An 18,036-nucleotide genomic window follows, 5' to 3' on the forward strand; every position below is an offset into this window, starting at 1 on the left:
GCTATTTGATTGCTTTTAAGGCTGGCTTAATGCACTTCAACAACAATTCCAGAACAAAGTGTTTGCTTGAAATTCAGGGGCCAGCACTACATTAATGGTTTATCACTTGATGATTTAAACTTGATAATCTAAAAAGCAGGAAATTGCAGATGCAAATCAATAAGCATGGTGTCGTGGCAGCGTTGATGATGACGACTTTGGTTTTGTCACCGCTTGCTGAAGCAAAACGGATGGGCGGTGGTAAAAGTTATGGCATGAGCCGTAGCCATAGCAGTAGCTCATCGTCTTCTTATAATCAGGGTTATAACCAGAACCGCCAAACTGCTGCGCCCGTACAACAGGGTACTGTCCAGCCACAGCGCTCTGGCCCCGGTGTAGGTACAATGGTTGCGGCGGGTGTGGCAGGTGCTGCGGTTGGTGCCGTGGCTGCTAACGCGCTGGCTAATGACAATGATCCGGCCACCTCTCGTGATGCAGCAGCTTCTCCTGATGCAACAACAGCGCAACAGCAAAATGCACAGGCAGCACAAGCTGAACAAAAAAGCAGTTTTAGCTGGTTGTGGATCGCCATTCTGGCTATTGGTGCATTTTTCCTGTTTAGACGCTTGTCTGCAAAAAAAGCATCTGCTAATGGCAACCCTTTTGCCCCGAACAGTGGAGGGCCATTTGGTCGCACCAATGCAGCGCCATCACCTAGCTCGCGTCCATTCTCTACCGGCGGCGATAACACCAATATCTTTGGTCAAAGCGTAGGTACAACCGCAGGTGGTGCATATAGCTCCAGTGGCCAGCAACTTCCTGATGGAACTGAACCGGCAGCATTTTTGCGTCAGGCGCGTGCCAAGTTCCTGCACCTGCAATCCATGAACAGCAGCAGCAACATTGAAGAGGTTCGCCGTTATTTTACGCCTGACATGTATGCGGCGATTCGCAGTGATATCCTGTCCAACGATGAACTGGCAGAATTCCCGCAACTCAATGCGCAAGTGGTCGAAAGCGGCACGGAAAATGGTCAGTACTTTGCCAGCGTGCAATTTAGTGGAACAGTGAGTGAAACCTTGAATGCGCAGGCGGTGCCATTTAGCGAAACCTGGCATTTTGTAAAACCTGCCAACAGCAGTGAATGGCTGGTGGCGGGTATTCAGCAAAACTAAGTTTAGTGCTGTTTTGCCTTATCTAAAAACCTCCGGTTTAAAACTGGAGGTTTTTTTATTGGTTGAACTTTAGGAATTAAATTGTTTTAACCCATATACCTAGATCAGCCACATAATAGGTATGCGTATCAGCCACTTCAAGGTTATAAACGGTACAGATATAAGGCTGCCCATGATCCTTATACCAGCCAAGATAAGTTTCCCGATAAGATACTCCAGTGTCACGTTGTCGCATTATCCCTGGGGTTAGATCAACGTCAACAATGCTTACACCCTCATCATCTCCATATTCGTTAAAACGAATAGTCCAGCCACTTAGATCACCAGGGAAATGATAAATAGGACGAGCTGCGGTAAACATTCCTCCTCCATTGTCATACAGTTTAGCTAATCGTCCATCATTAAGCTCAAAGGAATCACTCTCTCTTAGATCCTCAGCCTGCACCCAGCCTTTTCCTACCACCCAGAATGGATGATTGGCAGTCACTATAATATTGGTTAACTCATCATCAGAAATATATTTTCTATCTCTTCTAGCTTGGTCTCTAACCTCTTGTGCAATACATTTAACCAAGCGTACGGGTACATTATCCGTTTTAACGGTTCTGACTACAGACTTGTAAACTTGCGCCCCAATGCCATCTTCAGGTTTAGACAATACCCTATCGCCAACCTTGATCTGTTCAATGGGGACTAAACCTTGATCCGTATGAACCAGTGTTCCTGCTGCAAAACCACTTTCTATTTTTAATGTCATGTCTTTATCTCTCTTATCAATTTTAAAGTAATAAAAAAGCCCTCATGTTGAGAGCTTTTTTAAATTCACAGCTTCAAATCAGCCGAATGGATGACGCAAGATAATGGTCTCTGCGCGATCCGGCCCAGTAGAAATGATATCGATTGGACAACCGACTAGCTCTTCAATTCGCTTGATATAAGCTTGGGCATTGGCAGGTAGCTGATCCACACGGGTTGCACCTACGGTTGTTTCTGTCCAGCCCGGCATGGTTTCATAGACGGGCTTCATGTTTTCAAACGACACGGCATCGCTGGAACCTGCACAGCCGCAATCAGTTGCTTCATAGCTGGTACAGATTTTTACTTCAGAGAGGCCATCCAGTACGTCCAGTTTGGTCAGGCAAATTCCACTGAGGGAATTGACTTCGACTGCACGGCGTACCACCACGGCATCAAACCAGCCACAACGACGCTGACGGCCAGTAGAGGCACCAATTTCATTACCAACCACACCCAAATGCTTGCCAATGGCATCGCCCACATCAGTTTTGGCATCCCAGACCAGTTCGGTTGGAAACGGCCCAGCACCAACACGGGTGGTATAGGCTTTGGTAATGCCCAGCACATAATCCAGGAATAATGGGCCAACACCTGTGCCCGTGCTCACACCACCAGCTGTCGTGTTGCTGCTGGTGACATAAGGATAAGTCCCGTGGTCAATATCCAGCAAGGAACCTTGCGCGCCTTCAAACATCAGCGGCTTACCCTGCATCCGGTAGTCATGCAAAATGGCAGTGACATCAGCAATTAACGGTTTTAACTGGGCAGCCCATTCGGTGCATTGCTGCAATACGGTGTCAAAATTTACCGCTTCAACGCCATAATACTGGGTCAGGCGGAAATTGTGATATTCAATGACTTCTTTCAAGCGGGCAGCAAATTCTTCACCACCACGAATCATGTCAGCCAGACGCAGGCCACGGCGGGCAACCTTGTCTTCATACGCCGGGCCAATACCACGGCCAGTTGTACCAATCTTGGCATTACCACGCTTGATTTCACGCGCCTGATCCAGCGCAATGTGGTAAGGCAGAATTAGCGGGCAATTCGGGGAAATACGCAGGCGCTCACGTACCGGCACGCCTTTGGCTTCCAGTGTACCCATTTCCTTGAGCAACGCATCCGGCGCCAGCACCACGCCATTGCCAATCAGGTTAAGCACATTGGCACGTAAAATCCCTGAAGGAATCAAATGCAGTACAGTTTTCTCGCCACCAACGACAAGGGTATGGCCTGCATTGTGCCCGCCCTGATAGCGTACAACGGCTGCGGCCTGATCGGTTAGCAAATCAACGATTTTGCCTTTGCCCTCATCGCCCCACTGTGTACCAAGCACAACGACATTCTTGCCCATATCTGCCTCATTACCTATATAAAACTGTTGCTCAGGCTGCACCAACACGCAGCAGCCCTTACGTTAAAATTAGCCTTGAAAACTCATGCTCAAACTGACTGGCGCTGCCATATCGCCCCATCATGTACCAGACGCTGACTGGCACGACTATGCTGATCCTGCTCATCCAGCGCCTGAATAACCACAAAACCATCCTGACGGGCCTGTGCAATCGCAGCCTGTAGCTCGGTATCCTTGCCCAGTGGTGCTAGCATTATCGGCATGGAGTTGGCTTGATTGGCCTGCGCCAGCACATACAAATCACAGCTAAATCCTGTTGCTGCACGCTCACGGCCAAAGGCAATACCAATACCATCATAACGCCCACCCTGAGCCAGTGGCACTGCACGGTTAGGGCCATACACGGCAAACATCAGACCAGTATGGTAGTGATAACCACGCAACTCTGCGGCATCCACGCCAACATTAATCGTAGGCCAGTACTGCTGAACATGCGCCTGTGCCTGTTCCAGCGCATTTAGTGCCTGTTGCAGGGTTTGGTCAGCCAGTACCTGTGCAGACAATTGCTGCTTTAAGGTAGTCAAATCATTGCCATAACGGCCCAGCGCATAAAAATCCTGGCCCAGATTCAACGTCTGGGTATATTCTGCCAGTTCGGGAATTGCCTTGCGCTGATATAAATCGGTGAGCTCTGCTTCCTGAGCATCGCTCAGGCCAGCGATGCGTGCCAGATTTCTAAAAATACCCACATGACCCAGATCCAGATGCAGCTTGTGCTCAAAGCCTGCCTGTTGAAGCAGGGTCAGCATCAGGTCTGCCATTTCCAGATCAGCTTCCAGCCCCTCACAGCCAAACAGCTCAGCACCTAGTTGTAAGGGAGCGCGGGACGCTGACAAACCCTGTGGACGGGTATGTAAAACAGTAGCGGCATAGCAATAACGGGCAATGCCTTCAACCGGTCTGACATGCGCGTCAATGCGGGCAACCTGTGGCGTAATATCGGCACGCACGCCCAGCAAACGACCTGAAATCTGGTCGATGAGCTTGAAGGTTACCAGATCAAGGTCACTGGTATTGCGGTTTAGCAGGGATAAGGATTCGACGTATTCAATAAATGGCGTGTAAACCAGTTCATAACCACGGCTGGCCAGAGAATCAAGTAAACGACGACGAAGCTGTTCAATCACTTGCGCCTGTTCTGGCAGCACATCAGCCACCCCATCAGGCAATAACCAAGTTTCTGAAACTGGCATGGTAAAACCTATTTGATAGTTGGGTTAATGCCAAAAAGTGGCATCCCACACGAAAAAAAATCGGGCTATTTCCCGACGTCGGCAAGTCTAGCACGAAGCAAAAATGGTTGCACGCCTGTCTGCCCGGCAAACCAGTGAAAAATGGACAAATGACGCACAAACCAGCCTTTGAGCAATTAAATCAGCATTGAACCGGATTGCTACTTAAGGCCGTACACAAATCCAGCAAGCGATTCGCATAGCCCCATTCATTGTCATACCACGCCAGTACCTTGGCCTGCCTGCCCACCACAATGGTTTGCAGGCTATCCACTACCAGTGAATATGGCTGGTGGTTAAAGTCACTAGACACCAGCGGCTGGTCAGTGACATCCATAATATTGGCATACTGGTTTTGCGCAGCATCTATAAACAACTGATTAATCGCGTGTGCATCTGCCGGGTTTTTCATCACAAATGACAGATCAATGGCAGCCACGTTGATGGTTGGCACCCGAATGGAATAGCCATCAATACGGTTTTCCATGTGTGGCAATACCCGCTTTAAGGCACCTAGCGCACTGGAAGTGGTTGGAATAATATTGTAGCCCGATGCCCGTGCCCGGCGCGGGTCACGATGGGCATGATCCAGTACAGCCTGATCAGTCGTGACCGCATGGATTTCAGTCATTAATGCGGATTCAATGCCAAAAGCATCATCCAGCAGTTTTACCAGTGGCACCAATGCCTGCGTGGTACAGGACACACTGGAAATAACCCGGTCTGTTGGCAAAATATCCTGTTCGTTAATCCCAAAAACAACTGCAGCATCTACAGTATCAAATGGGGCTGCACCAATAATGACGCGCCCTGCTCCTGCTTGCAAATGCCCGGAAGCCCCAACGCGGGAACGAAACAGTCCGGTACACTCCAGCACAATATCAATATGTAGCGCCTGCCAAGGTAACTGTGCGGGTTCAGCGATTTTAAGAATTTTAATATGACGACTAATGCCATCTTTACTGACCTGCAAAAAGCTGGATTCACCCTCGCTAATCACCTCAACTTTTGCATTAAAACGGCCATGCGTACTGTCAAAACGTAGCAGGTGTGCCAGCATTTCCGGTTCAGCAATGTCATTGATAGCCACAATATTAACCTGTGGCCACAATCCTTCTTCAATCCAGGCACGCAATACATTACGGCCAATGCGTCCAAACCCATTGATGGCAATATTTAAGGCAGAAGAATGGCTCACAAACAGGCTCAGCGTGGCAAAACAGGCGATATAGTTTAGCGTATATCTTTCATAAAAAAAGTTTCCGGGCACTTTTTATGGAAAAAACATGAATTGAATCGATTCAAGCGATTACAAAAGCGGTTTCTCAAAATTTTTACTTAAAAAATGGGGATTTTTTGTACATTCACTTAACAATTATGTCGACTACGTCTATAATTTTAAAAATCAAGGACGTGACTTTTGACGACATAAATTATGGCTAAACTCTTTAAAGTTTTTGCATTTTCTACTTTAGCACTTTCTTTTCAGGTGCTTTCCCTTCAGGCTGCCTATGCTGAAGATACCATTTACACCTGGACTGATGAGCAGGAATCATTAACGAATTATGGTGGTATTCCGCCAGAGGAAGAACTGAGTTCCGACGCTGTTAAAGTGATTGACCTGCAAAAAGGCATTACAACCAAGGTTGATTTTCCCACCCGTGCCGTGGATGCAGCCGCTGAAAAAAACAGACAGCAACTTAAGCCGCCTGCGGGCTATCCTGCCGCAGCTGTTGCAGCAATGAATCCCAATGCTCCTACAGAAGCAGCTACACCTGCAACTAGCAGCAGTGCACCTAAAATGCTGGGTTCCTCAACGCCTGTACCACCGCCTGCCACTACTGATCAGGCTAAACCTGCTGCACAGTCCGGCATGCTGGCCTCAGGCAAGGCTAGTTCGTTTATTAATGAGGAAGAAGCCAAAAAGCTGAGTGAACAGGAAAACAAACTGGAAGAACAGGCCAAAAGTGCACGCCGTATTGCCCTTGAAAAACGACGTGATGAAATGAAAGCGCTGGCAGAACGTGTGCGCAATGGTGCAGCATCACGGCAGGAAATTGCAGCCTTAATGACTTATCGCCAAACCGCCTCTTTTGGTGAAGCCCGTAGCGCATTGGCACGGCCTAAAACTGCCAAGAAAGTTGAACTGAGCGATTAAGTTTTAGGTTTATTCATAAAAGTCAGCCCTAAAAAAATGCCTCCCAGATGGAGGCATTTTTTATGTCAGAACACTTGCAGGAATGGTTTATCGAGCAACCAGTTCTTCTACCGCAGCAACAACTGCTTCAGTAGTAATGCCAAAATACTTGAACAGGTCTTTGGCTGGGGCAGACTCACCAAAGGTACTCATACCAATCACCTTGCCATCCAGACCCACAAATTTCCACCAGTAGTCTACATGTGAGGCTTCAACTGCAACACGCGCGCGGATATTGGCTGGTAATACCGATTCCCGGTAAGCCGCATCCTGACGCATGAATTCTTCAGCACATGGCATGGAAACCACGCGTACACCAGACAACTGGCTGTAGGCCTGCATGGCCAAGTCAACTTCCGAACCCGTTGCAATAATAATGGCTTTAAGCTCGCCCTGCTCTGCGGCCAATACATAGCCGCCTTTTGCAGCATCCGTAATTTGCGTTTCAGTGCGGGTTAAATGTGGCAGATTTTGACGGGAGAACACCAATGCAGTTGGGCCATCCTTACGTTCCAGCGCTGATTTCCAGGCAATAGCGGATTCAACGGTATCCGCTGGACGCCAGGTATTCAGATTTGGTGTACCACGCAAGGACGCAAGCTGCTCAATGGGCTGATGCGTTGGGCCATCTTCACCCAAACCAATCGAATCATGCGTATACACATGAATCACACGCTGTTTCATCAATGCGCCCATACGAACGGCATTGCGGGCATATTCCATAAAAATCAGGAAAGTCGCGACATAAGGAATAAAGCCACCATGCAATGCAATACCATTGGCAATCGCTGTCATGCCAAATTCGCGCACACCATAGTGAATATAGTTGCCTGCCGGATTGTCCTGAATGCCTTCACAGCCTTTCCAGATCGTCAAGTTAGAGCCAGCAAGGTCAGCCGAGCCACCCAGCAATTCGGGCAACTGTGGGCCAAACGCCTGCAATGCATTCTGGCTGGCCTTACGGCTGGCAATGGTTTCAGCCTTACTGTTAACGTCGCGAATATACTGGTCGGCTTTAGAGGCAAAATCAGCAGGCAAGTCACCATTCAAGCGGCGCTGTAGCTCAGCAGCCAGTTCAGGATACTGGGTGCGATAGTCTTCAAACAGCGTGTTCCACTCATTTTCCTGAATGATTCCCTTTGGACGTGCATCCCATGCGTCATAGACATCCGCCGGAATCACAAAGGGTTCATCAGTCCAGGTTAGGGTATCGCGCACCAGTTCAATTTCTGAGACACCCAGCGGCGCACCGTGACATTCTTCCTTACCCTGCTTGTTAGGTGAACCCAGACCAATGACGGTTTTACAGATAATCAGGCTTGGGCGTTTGGTTTCTGCCTGTGCAGCCAGGGTTGCAGCATGCAGCGCTTCGGTATCGTGGCCATCCACTTTCACCACGTGCCAGCCATAAGCCTCAAAGCGTTTTTGTGTGTCGTCGCTAAACCAGCCTTCCACCTCACCATCAATGGAAATGCCATTATCATCATAATAAGCAATCAGCTTGCCCAGTTGCAGGGTACCTGCCAGCGAGCAGACTTCATGCGAAATCCCTTCCATCAGGCAACCATCACCCATAAAGCAATAGGTGAAGTGATCCACGACATTCAAGCCATCACGGTTAAACTGTGCGGCCAGCGTTTTTTCAGCAATGGCGAAGCCCACTGCATTGGCAATACCCTGACCCAATGGCCCGGTCGTGGTTTCAACCCCAGCGGTATAGCCATATTCCGGGTGGCCCGGTGTTTTGCTATGCAACTGGCGGAACTGTTTTAAATCATCAACTGATACATCATAGCCAGATAAATGTAATAAGGCATATTGCAGCATGGAGCCATGGCCATTGGACAACACAAAACGGTCACGGTTTGGCCAGTTGGGATTACTTGGGTTATGACGCAAGAATTGACGCCACAGCACTTCAGCAATTTCTGCCATGCCCATCGGCGCGCCTGGATGACCGGAATTTGCCTGTTGAACAGCGTCTACGGCCAGCACACGAATGGCATTGGCAAGGCGGCGTTCATTGAGTGGTGTTGTCATGAGCCAGTTTCCCGAATAACTAAATGAAGGACTTGAGTAAAACCTGAGCAAGCAAGCTTCAGTCTGTTTTTAAAACCAGTACAAAAAACCAGTTTGATAAAAGCAGCACTAAAAAAAGATGGGCGTATTGTCCTAAAAATCAGGTGCAGGGTAAAGCAAAGAATGCTTTTTTATTAAAGACAGGTGACATGATGGCATCAGGCTGAATTTTATTGCGATAAAATCAAGCATTTTTCATGCAAGATATGCTAGTCCAAAGCTTGAAGTCGCGTTAACATAGCCGCCATCTTTAACTTCTTATTTTCTGGAACATTCATGCGCGAATACGCTGTCTTTACGTCAGAATCGGTCAGTGAAGGCCACCCAGATAAGATGGCAGACCAGATTAGCGATGCCATTCTTGATGCAATCTTACAACAAGACCAATATGCCCGCGTGGCCTGTGAAACACTGGTAAAAACCGGTGCCGTGGTACTGGCAGGTGAAATTACCACCACTGCCAATATTGATTTTGAAAAAATCGTGCGTGATACGGTTAATGATATTGGCTATAACCATAGCGATTTGGGTTTTGATGGCTCGACCTGTGCGGTTATTAACATGCTAGGCAAGCAGTCCCCTGAAATTGCGCAAGGTGTGGATCGCCAAAAGCCTGAAGATCAGGGTGCTGGTGATCAGGGCCTGATGTTTGGTTATGCCAGCCACGAAACCGATGTGTTAATGCCAGCACCGATTTGCTATGCGCACCGTCTGGTTGAGAAGCAGTCTGAACTGCGCCGTAACGGTAAGCTGGCATGGTTACGTCCTGATGCCAAAAGTCAGGTCACTTTCCATTATGAAGATGGCAAGCCTGCCCGTGTTGATGCAGTAGTACTCTCTACCCAGCATGATCCCTCCATTAGCCAGGCTGACCTAAAAGAAGCCGTGATTGAAGAAATCGTCAAAGCTGTATTACCAGCTGAGATGCTGCATGCGGCCACCAAGTTTCACATCAATCCAACTGGCAAGTTTGTGATTGGCGGACCAGTCGGTGATTGCGGTTTAACAGGCCGCAAGATTATTGTAGATACTTATGGCGGCATGGCCCGTCATGGTGGTGGCGCTTTTTCGGGTAAAGACCCGTCCAAGGTTGATCGCTCAGCAGCCTATGCAGGCCGTTATGTGGCTAAGAACATTGTGGCGGCGAGCCTTGCCGATAAATGTGAAATTCAGGTGAGTTATGCGATTGGTGTGGCAGAACCCACTTCTATTTCCATCAATACCTTTGGTAGCGGCAAGATTGATGATGAGCAGATTATTGCCCTGATTCGTGAACATTTTGACCTGCGTCCCTATGGTATCACTCGCATGCTGAACCTGATTCAGCCGATGTACCAGAAAACTGCAAGTTTTGGCCATTTTGGCCGCCATGGTTCAGATAGTGCATTTACTTGGGAAAAAACCGATAAAGCGGCTGACCTCAAGCAGGCTGCCGGTATTTTATAATTTTATATAGCCTACAATAAATATATTTATTGTAGGTTATAATTTCACATAGAGATAAAAGCTGTGGACAATTATGCTCAAAAACTTTAGTTTTATTTTAACAATAGTTTTATTTTTTTTTACAAAAGCTTATGCTTCAGAAATATACGACAGCTCTGAAAAATGTGATAGTTTTATTATAGTGATTTCTCCTATTAATGACACTGTAAAGGTTTTATGGAAAGAAAAATCTATCTTCCCAAACCCACCTAAAACTTTTACAGCTGGTGATAATTATTTTAAAGGATTAAAACAATTTACACTTAATTGTCCAGATAGATTTATAAGCTATGATGGAAACATTCTTAAAATAAAATCTGATGATTATCTAGAAAAAACTAGAAATTTATTAAATGGAAATATTGATATTTCGTATTCTTATTATTATGATTATCCTAATATTAAAGAAGGGTATCATAGCAATAAGTTAATATTTGATTTACACTCTTATGAAATTAAAAATTCCCCTTCTGTAAGCTCTGAATTAAGTGGTAAAATTATCGGCACCAAAATAGATGACAGTGAGTTATTGCCTTTGATATATGACTCTAAAATATATGATCATAAAACAGATATGAGAACTGCTGATGTAATAGAAATTTTTAGTAAAACTGAAGCTATATGGGAAAAAATATACATAAAAAAATCGGATGGCGTTATAGAGTTACACAAAAAATTTCAGTTTCCTGACCGGAAATAGTTTTCAAGTGAATAAAAAGCTAACTAATTTTTACTAAAAATAAGTTAGCTTCATAAAACATCTAGATATTCTGGGTGGGTGCTTCACCCGCAATGTTAGACTCTGGTAATGCAGAGCGATCTTCATCTGCTCGCGCAGTCGGACTTGGGGTGGAGGTGGCCAGGCCAGTGATTTCTTCCAGCTCTTCTTCATTGCTATCAATCAAGTCATCAATATCCATTTCCTCCAGCCCGCCTTCCGGTTCATTGGCCACGGTTTCATCGTAGCCTGCATCGGTTGGGTCTGCTGCGTCGTCTGACAGGTCACTGGCTGCAGGCTGGTCAGAATTATCACGGTTATTCACGCTAAATTCAGGTGGTACGTCAGTCAGCGCACTGTCCTGACCCATTGCATCCTGACGCATATCCTGTTTGGCATCCTGTTCTGCCTGCTGTGCCTCGTGGTTTGAACTGGCCTGGTTTGAATGGGTCATTGCTTACTCCTACTGCAAAATTTTGAGATAGCAATAAACTAATAGGTTTATAAATAAGTAATAAGAGCAGAATTGCGATGTTGCAACAGCTTTATGTAAGCAGGATTACGTTATGTAAAATCCAGCAAAATTTTAACTGAAAAAATTAAGTAAAAAAATTATTGCAGGCCGTTGAATGCCGTCCAGACAGTTGCCTATCATCCAGAAAATTGCATACCATCCAGACAATTGCATATCATCTAAACAGTTGCATACTGTTAATCTGCAATTTCTTGCATACACCATTTTCCAAGCATGCCTAAGAATTTCGCCGCCCAGGCCGCCATTGCTAGAAAATTTTTTTTCTGGGAAATACCGTCTTGTTATTGACTCAGCTGTACAACATTAAAAAAAGCCTGCATGCGCAAGCTTGGTTGTTAAGAGTTTGAATAATTTACTTCATTACCACCATCACCCGGATAGCATCTGGTACTAACGATAACTGCTGCAACAACTGTACGCCCTGTGCCTGCTGTTCTTTTAGACGCTCCAGCTCGTCTTCGCGAATGCTGGGGTTATGTTCCTTCAGATAGGTCAGACGATCAATTTCCTGTTGCAGTCGATCGTTATAACGCTTGCGGGCAACTTCACTAAAGCTTTGCACCTGTGCCTTGGCCAGTTGCTCTGCCTGCTTGTAGCGTTCTTCAATCACTTCGCGGCGCAATTTAACCACCTGACGCGCATTATTCATGTCCAGACGATGCACATACGGATGCAGCATGGCAGAATTAATCTTAGCGGATAAATCCTGTCCATTTTCATTTAGTAATACCCGAATAAGCTGCTGTGGCAAACTGGCAGCCAGATTCAGGATTTTGGGTGCAATCACTTCGACCCGAAACCACATTTCCAGCATTAGGCTACCTTGTGGAATTGCCGCGCTTTTCAGCACTGTAACACTGGTATTACCAAACGACTGAGTATGTACCATTTCAAAAATGCTATTGGTAAACGGGTGTTCCAGCGTAATGTACTGGGCATCTTCCCGGTGCTGTGCCTGCTCACGCGAGAAGGTGGCTGTCATGCCCTCTTCATCCATTAACAAACCTTCTACCTGCATTTGATCGGAAGGCCGGATAATCAGCGTGCCATCACTTTGTTCTTCATAGTCAATGTTGGTAGCTGCCAGAAAGCGTGTCATAAAGTCAGGTAACGGATTTTGCTCATCCTGATCTTCCAGCGCCTTGACAATCCGTGCAGCCACTTTAGGCCGGCAGGAATTAAACTCCAGCAGACGGTCACGCCCGGCCTGTAATTCATCTTCCAGCGCCATACGCTCGCTGTTCACCTGTTCCAGCAGGTCTTCAAACACCTGCCCCTGATCACTTAACAGGCAATCTTTCAGCTCGACAATATGGTTTTCCTGCAAGGTTTGCGCAGTAGGGGAAATATTGCTGAAAATATTTAAGGCTTCGTTGTACCAGCGGAACATGCGCTCTTGCGCGGTGCCTACAAAATAAGGCACATGAATTTGAATGCGGTTTTGCTGACCAATCCGGTCAAGACGTCCAATCCGTTGTTCCAGCACATCAGGGTTGGCAGGCAGGTCAAATAAAATCAGGTCACTGGCAAACTGGAAGTTACGGCCTTCCGAGCCAATTTCCGAACACAGGAGGATTTGTGCCCCATAGCCTTCTTCAGCAAAATATGCTGCGGCTTGGTCCCGTTCCAGCAGGCTCATGCCTTCATGGAACATGGCCGTACGAATGCCGCCATGAATGCGTAAGGCAGTTTCCAGTGATTCCACCACTGGGCCACTACGGGCAATCAGCAGCACTTTTTTGTGTTTTAAATCCTTGCGCAGAATGTCCATCAGCCATGGCAGGCGTGCATCATGTTCCATCCATGAGCCATCCAGCATGGTTTCTTCAAACCACATTTGCTCACGCAGTTTGCCAGTTAACGGCCAGTGCTCAGGAGCTGGCAAAGCTGCTGGAATGCAGTCACGACCCGGAAAACCGGAAATGGCCTCACGGGTATTGCGGAACAAAATCCGGCCTGTGCCGTGACGGTCTAGCAGTTCATTAATAGCACGATAGCGCGCTTCACTATCTTGCTCCACTTCATGGCCCAGCAGCTCAACTAAAACCTGTTGATGCTGTTCATTTAAAGGCTCATCCGACATCAGCACTTCAGCAATTTGTGCCGTCTGGCTGTATTGCGCTTCTTCTTCCAGAAAGTGATCCAGCGTGTCAAAGCGCTGTGGATCCAGCAGGCGCAAACGGGCAAAATGGCTATCTACACCCAGTTGCTCCGGGGTTGCTGTCAGCAATAAAACACCCGGCGTTTGATTGGCAAATTCTTCAACCAAATCATAGCGGTCATTGCCAACGCCTTCACCCCTTTCCGGGTCTTCGTGCCAAGTTAAATGGTGCGCTTCGTCAATCACCAGCAAGTCAAAGCCAGCATCCAAGGCCTGTTGTTTGAGATCTTCGTGATCCAGTAGCAAGTCAATACTGGCAATGATGCATTGTTCGGTTAAAAACGGATTGGCATCTTCATCGTGTTCTTTAATGGATGCCGTACGCGTGAGGTCAAACAGGGAAAATTGCAGATTGAAACGGCGACGCATTTCAATCATCCACTGGTACTGCAAGGAATCTGGCACCAGAATTAAAATACGTTCACTACGGCCAGTTTGCAGTTGCTGGTGAATAATCAGGCCGGCTTCAATGGTTTTGCCAAGACCCACTTCATCGGCAAGCAATACACGCGGTGCCAGACGGCGGCCCACTTCATGGGCAATATATAACTGGTGTGGAATCAGGCCAACACGTGGGCCAAGTAAGCCACGCAACGGACTAATCGCCATACGGCTTTGCATGAGCAATGCTTCAATGCGCAAGTCATACCATTCTTTGGATTCAATCTGGCTGGCCAGCAAACGATCCAGCGGACGCGCTAGCTGGATATTGGCACCCAGCCGGGTTTCATTCATGCTTTTACGCTGTTCCCCTGCTGGGCAAACCACGTCATAGCGCATGACGCCACGTACATTTTCAACACCTTCAACCTGCCACTCCTGCCCTTCCTGATCGGTAAACCAGTCACCCTGTTTAAACAGGATACGGGACAGCGGCGCATTGGCCCGGGCATACACGCGCGTTTCATCGCTTTTGGGGAATAAAATGCTAATGGTACGTTCATCGACATCGACCAAAACGCCTAAGCCAAGTTCTGACTCTGTGTCTGATAACCAACGTTGTCCAATGGCAAAATCTTGCAATTCATTCACCTTATCTTTTGCAATTATTACAGCACACGTATTTACTGCCCAAGGATTTGAAGCCCAAATCGTGCGGCGCGCATTCTCTCATATCTGCTGTGCGTTGTGCTTGAGTTTTTGTATAAAACTCGCCCGTAAAGATATTTTCTAAACTATTCCTGCGGGAAAGACAGACAAAAGCAACAGGTCAGTTGATTAAAATGGTGCTGGACAGAAAAAATTCAACTTCTTGCCTGTTACGGGATGAAAAAAAGACAACTGTTCGGCATGCAAACATAAGCGTGGCATCAGCTGGCACGCCTGTTCATCGGCATACAGTTCATCACCGACAATGGCATGCCCCAGATATTGCATGTGTACCCGCAACTGATGGGAGCGCCCGGTAATAGGTGTTAATTTTACCCGGGTAACTGGCTGGTTGTTGATTTCAAACTGCTCAACGGCCTGCCAGTGTGTTAAAGCTGGCTTATGATAGGCAGGCTCAGCAATGTGTAAGGGTGGACGGGTTGGATCATAATTAACTGGCACATCTACACTACCCTCACCCATTAAATGTCCACTCACCAGCGCATGGTATTGCTTGTCAGTTTGGCGGTTTTGAAACTGTTTTGAGATATGGCTTTGCGCTGTTTTATTTAAGGCAAATACCAGAATACCCGAGGTATCACGATCCAGGCGGTGAATGAGTAAGGTATTGGGTTCATCGAACAACAAACGATTAATGACGCAATCCGTCAGATCGCCTTTGCCCGGTACACTGAGCAATCCGGCAGGTTTGTTGATGACAATAAAGTGTTCATCGCGGTGGATGAGCGTTTGCTGTAAAAAATTGGTCATAGGTCGGTCAGGGTTCTTCAAATAGCCAGATGGCTTATAGCAAAATTATTAATCATCAAGTTATAGGGTCAAATCAAGCCTGCCATGGATTGAATAAGCTAACCCCAGTTTCCTTAAAATCAGCAATGTTTCGGGTAACCACTGTCATGCCATGGATAATGGCCGTTGCTGCAATTAAGGCATCTCGTTCAGAACGTGGATCTGGCACATGTAATCGCGCGCAGGCTAATGCAACCTTGGTATCAATAGCCAGAATTCTTTTTTCAAAAGTAGGTAACACTTGCTGATCCAGCCATTGTCTTAATAGCTGGCCTTGCTGGAAATCACGGCGCTCGATTCTTAATACGCCGGTTTCCAGCTCCATAATACTAATGGCAGACACATAAAGCTCAGGAAGAATCAGCTGATTTGCCCATTGTGCAAATCGAAGGTCAGCCTTGCCAGTGTGTACTTTTCGCAGCTCGGAAATGACATTGGTATCCAGTAATAACATTAGTCAAAATCTACTGGCTTTAAGTACAGACTGGTTTTTACAGTTTCAAAATCAATCTCGTCAGGACAACTTAGCAACTCAGTAATTTTTGGCTGGGTACTCAACATTTTTTGGTATTCATCATAGCTCAGTAATACATGTGTAGGTTTGCCACGCTCAGTAATAACAACTGGATCTTGCACACTTTTGCGTTTGGCATAACCAATATCCTGATTAAATTCACGGCTGCTAATTTGAATCATGATTCGCCTCCTAAATTCAATACCGGTTTGCAATAATAAATTGTATAAGCCCACACGTAGTAATGTTACTACATTTTCAAGAAATGCAATAGAGAACTGATTTCATTTTTATATTTAGTGAATTGCTGCAAATGCACCCAATTTGCAGGAACAGGTACATTTGCATTCTTTTTCTTATAAATAGTGACTTAAACTGCCATCTCATTAAATACATCGCACGCAATACTAATGGTTTTCTCAATATCAGCATCGCTATGCACACTGGAAATAAATCCGGCCTCAAAGGCTGACGGTGCCAGATATACACCACGCTTGAGCATGCCATGGAAAAACTGCTTAAAGGCTTCAATGTTGCAATGCGTCATGGCTTCAAAACTGGATAGGTCATCAGAATTGGTAAAATACAGACCAAACATGCCACCCACCGCTTGGGTTTTAAAAGCAATGCCAGCGTCATCTGCTGCCTGTTGCAAACCTGTCAATAACTTGGCCAGTTTAGCCTCCAGTTGCTCATAAAAACCGGGCTGGGTCAAGTGCCTGAACATGGCAAGTCCTGCCCGCATGGCCAGTGGATTGCCGGACAGTGTGCCAGCCTGATACACCCCACCCAAGGGCGCAATACACTGCATGATTTCTTTTTTGCCACCAAACGCGCCAACAGGCAATCCGGCACCAATAATCTTGCCTAAAGTCGTAATATCGGCCTGCACGCCATAGCGCTGTTGTGCGCCGCCCAGTGCCACACGAAAGCCAGTCATCACTTCATCAATAATCAGTACGCTACCGGCTTTGTCGCACTCATCACGCAGGCATTGCAAAAAGCCTTCAACAGGAATAACCAGATTCATATTACCAGCCACTGGTTCAACAATAATGCCAGCAATTTCTGAACCAAACTCAGCAAAGCAGCGTTGCACCGCTTCAATATCGTTATAGGGGAGAATAATCGTGTGTTTGGCAAAATCCTCTGGTACGCCTAAGGAGGTAGGCACGCCAAGTGTTAACATACCAGAACCGGATTTTACCAGTAAGGAATCGGCATGACCGTGGTAACAGCCTTCAAACTTGACGATCTTGTCGCGTCCGGTATATCCCCGCGCCAAACGAATGGCACTCATACAGGCTTCGGTGCCGGAACTGGTCATACGCACCATTTCAATGGATGGCATGATCTCACAAATTAAATCAGCCACTGTGGTTTCTGTGGGTGTGGGCGCACCAAAACTCAAGCCATCTGCAGCAGCCTGCTGTACAGCTGTGACGATATCCGGATGCGCATGCCCTAAAATCATTGGCCCCCATGAGCCAACATAATCAATATACTGTTTGCCCGCCGCGTCCCACAGGTAAGCACCTTGAGCCTTGGTAATAAAAACTGGGGTACCACCTACCCCTTTAAATGCACGCACGGGTGAGTTTACACCGCCAGGAATATGCTGGTTTGCTGCTGCAAAAAGCTCAGCATTAGAAGGCGTTGATAAAGGCTGGGTCATACATTCACCACAAGACAAGTCACTGAAAAAATAAGCACATCGTATTTAAGGCCGGGCTAGGGTCAGGCTTTTAAAGCATTCTGACCCATAAAATGAATGCATTATAGGATGTGCGATACGAAAGCGTGAGTTTAACGCGAAAACATGCTACAAGCGTTGTGAAATGTTTAATTGA

15 protein-coding genes are annotated in these 18,036 nt (G+C 46.8%); 4 read left to right on the forward strand and 11 right to left on the reverse strand.

Annotation, left to right across the window (positions count from 1 at the left end):
- Nucleotides 1-149 precede the first annotated feature (149 nt).
- Nucleotides 150-1,154 carry a Tim44 domain-containing protein gene (locus E2B99_RS02980; protein WP_134243498.1) on the forward strand — a complete coding sequence of 335 codons (1,005 nt, stop codon included), beginning with the start codon at nucleotides 150-152 and terminating at the stop codon, nucleotides 1,152-1,154.
- A 76-nt stretch (nucleotides 1,155-1,230) separates the two neighbouring features.
- Here E2B99_RS02980 and E2B99_RS02985 read toward each other — a convergent pair whose 3' ends face one another.
- From E2B99_RS02985 to E2B99_RS03000, 4 genes are all read right to left on the reverse strand, one after another.
- A complete protein-coding gene (locus tag E2B99_RS02985; protein ID WP_134243541.1) occupies nucleotides 1,231-1,911 on the reverse strand; it encodes a polymorphic toxin-type HINT domain-containing protein in 681 nt (226 codons plus the stop codon).
- 78 nt (nucleotides 1,912-1,989) lie between these two features.
- Nucleotides 1,990-3,306, reverse strand: a complete 1,317-nt coding sequence (locus tag E2B99_RS02990; RefSeq protein ID WP_134243542.1) for an adenylosuccinate synthase — start codon at nucleotides 3,304-3,306, stop codon at nucleotides 1,990-1,992.
- 89 nt (nucleotides 3,307-3,395) lie between these two features.
- Nucleotides 3,396-4,559, reverse strand: coding sequence for an ATP phosphoribosyltransferase regulatory subunit (locus E2B99_RS02995; RefSeq protein WP_134243499.1), 1,164 nt, complete (start codon nucleotides 4,557-4,559; stop codon nucleotides 3,396-3,398).
- A gap of 181 nt (nucleotides 4,560-4,740) precedes the next feature.
- Complete coding sequence (locus E2B99_RS03000) at nucleotides 4,741-5,796, reverse strand: type I glyceraldehyde-3-phosphate dehydrogenase (protein WP_240687706.1); 1,056 nt, start codon at nucleotides 5,794-5,796, stop codon at nucleotides 4,741-4,743.
- 237 nt (nucleotides 5,797-6,033) lie between these two features.
- On the opposite strand from E2B99_RS03000, the gene E2B99_RS03005 reads away from it, so the two are divergent.
- On the forward strand, nucleotides 6,034-6,756 hold the full coding sequence (locus E2B99_RS03005; protein ID WP_134243500.1) for a hypothetical protein: 723 nt from the start codon (nucleotides 6,034-6,036) through the stop codon (nucleotides 6,754-6,756).
- A gap of 87 nt (nucleotides 6,757-6,843) precedes the next feature.
- Here E2B99_RS03005 and tkt read toward each other — a convergent pair whose 3' ends face one another.
- The gene (gene tkt, locus E2B99_RS03010; protein WP_134243501.1) at nucleotides 6,844-8,835 is read right to left on the reverse strand and encodes a transketolase; all 1,992 of its coding nucleotides are present in this window, start codon (nucleotides 8,833-8,835) and stop codon (nucleotides 6,844-6,846) included.
- A 315-nt stretch (nucleotides 8,836-9,150) separates the two neighbouring features.
- Between tkt and metK the strand changes: the two genes are divergently transcribed.
- Both metK and E2B99_RS03020 read left to right on the forward strand, forming a co-directional pair.
- Nucleotides 9,151-10,320 (forward strand): methionine adenosyltransferase, encoded by a 1,170-nt coding sequence (gene metK, locus E2B99_RS03015; protein ID WP_134243502.1) that lies wholly within the window; start codon nucleotides 9,151-9,153, stop codon nucleotides 10,318-10,320.
- A gap of 73 nt (nucleotides 10,321-10,393) precedes the next feature.
- Nucleotides 10,394-11,059 (forward strand): hypothetical protein, encoded by a 666-nt coding sequence (locus E2B99_RS03020; RefSeq protein ID WP_134243503.1) that lies wholly within the window; start codon nucleotides 10,394-10,396, stop codon nucleotides 11,057-11,059.
- Nucleotides 11,060-11,120: 61 nt separating this feature from the next.
- Here the strand turns inward: E2B99_RS03020 and E2B99_RS03025 are convergent, their stop codons facing one another.
- The 6 genes from E2B99_RS03025 to hemL all read right to left on the reverse strand — a co-directional run bounded on the left by E2B99_RS03025 (nucleotide 11,121) and on the right by hemL (nucleotide 17,861).
- Nucleotides 11,121-11,531 (reverse strand): hypothetical protein, encoded by a 411-nt coding sequence (locus E2B99_RS03025; RefSeq protein ID WP_134243504.1) that lies wholly within the window; start codon nucleotides 11,529-11,531, stop codon nucleotides 11,121-11,123.
- Nucleotides 11,532-11,964: 433 nt separating this feature from the next.
- Nucleotides 11,965-14,805, reverse strand: coding sequence for an RNA polymerase-associated protein RapA (gene rapA, locus E2B99_RS03030; protein WP_134243505.1), 2,841 nt, complete (start codon nucleotides 14,803-14,805; stop codon nucleotides 11,965-11,967).
- A gap of 186 nt (nucleotides 14,806-14,991) precedes the next feature.
- Complete coding sequence (locus E2B99_RS03035; RefSeq protein ID WP_134243506.1) at nucleotides 14,992-15,633, reverse strand: RluA family pseudouridine synthase; 642 nt, start codon at nucleotides 15,631-15,633, stop codon at nucleotides 14,992-14,994.
- 73 nt (nucleotides 15,634-15,706) lie between these two features.
- Nucleotides 15,707-16,126, reverse strand: coding sequence for a type II toxin-antitoxin system VapC family toxin (locus tag E2B99_RS03040; RefSeq protein ID WP_134243507.1), 420 nt, complete (start codon nucleotides 16,124-16,126; stop codon nucleotides 15,707-15,709).
- Nucleotides 16,126-16,368 (reverse strand): type II toxin-antitoxin system Phd/YefM family antitoxin, encoded by a 243-nt coding sequence (locus E2B99_RS03045; RefSeq protein WP_134243508.1) that lies wholly within the window; start codon nucleotides 16,366-16,368, stop codon nucleotides 16,126-16,128. The genes E2B99_RS03040 and E2B99_RS03045 overlap by 1 nt, the downstream gene beginning before the upstream one ends.
- A 188-nt stretch (nucleotides 16,369-16,556) precedes the next feature.
- Nucleotides 16,557-17,861, reverse strand: a complete 1,305-nt coding sequence (hemL, locus tag E2B99_RS03050; protein ID WP_134243509.1) for a glutamate-1-semialdehyde 2,1-aminomutase — start codon at nucleotides 17,859-17,861, stop codon at nucleotides 16,557-16,559.
- Nucleotides 17,862-18,036: the final 175 nt, after the last annotated feature.

Origin of the sequence: Alkanindiges illinoisensis, assembly GCF_004377485.1 — a bacterium.
GTDB classification, from domain to species: Bacteria; Pseudomonadota; Gammaproteobacteria; order Pseudomonadales; family Moraxellaceae; genus Alkanindiges; species Alkanindiges illinoisensis_A.

Coding starts and splice junctions, on each gene's coding strand:
- E2B99_RS02980 (WP_134243498.1), top strand. CDS start 150: ATGCAAATCAATAAGCATGGTGTCGTGGCAGCGTTGATGATGACGACT.
- E2B99_RS02985 (WP_134243541.1), bottom strand. CDS start 1,911: ATGACATTAAAAATAGAAAGTGGTTTTGCAGCAGGAACACTGGTTCAT.
- E2B99_RS02990 (WP_134243542.1), bottom strand. CDS start 3,306: ATGGGCAAGAATGTCGTTGTGCTTGGTACACAGTGGGGCGATGAGGGC.
- E2B99_RS02995 (WP_134243499.1), bottom strand. CDS start 4,559: ATGCCAGTTTCAGAAACTTGGTTATTGCCTGATGGGGTGGCTGATGTG.
- E2B99_RS03005 (WP_134243500.1), top strand. CDS start 6,034: ATGGCTAAACTCTTTAAAGTTTTTGCATTTTCTACTTTAGCACTTTCT.
- tkt (WP_134243501.1), bottom strand. CDS start 8,835: ATGACAACACCACTCAATGAACGCCGCCTTGCCAATGCCATTCGTGTG.
- metK (WP_134243502.1), top strand. CDS start 9,151: ATGCGCGAATACGCTGTCTTTACGTCAGAATCGGTCAGTGAAGGCCAC.
- E2B99_RS03020 (WP_134243503.1), top strand. CDS start 10,394: ATGCTCAAAAACTTTAGTTTTATTTTAACAATAGTTTTATTTTTTTTT.
- E2B99_RS03025 (WP_134243504.1), bottom strand. CDS start 11,531: ATGACCCATTCAAACCAGGCCAGTTCAAACCACGAGGCACAGCAGGCA.
- E2B99_RS03035 (WP_134243506.1), bottom strand. CDS start 15,633: ATGACCAATTTTTTACAGCAAACGCTCATCCACCGCGATGAACACTTT.
- E2B99_RS03040 (WP_134243507.1), bottom strand. CDS start 16,126: ATGTTATTACTGGATACCAATGTCATTTCCGAGCTGCGAAAAGTACAC.
- E2B99_RS03045 (WP_134243508.1), bottom strand. CDS start 16,368: ATGATTCAAATTAGCAGCCGTGAATTTAATCAGGATATTGGTTATGCC.
- hemL (WP_134243509.1), bottom strand. CDS start 17,861: ATGACCCAGCCTTTATCAACGCCTTCTAATGCTGAGCTTTTTGCAGCA.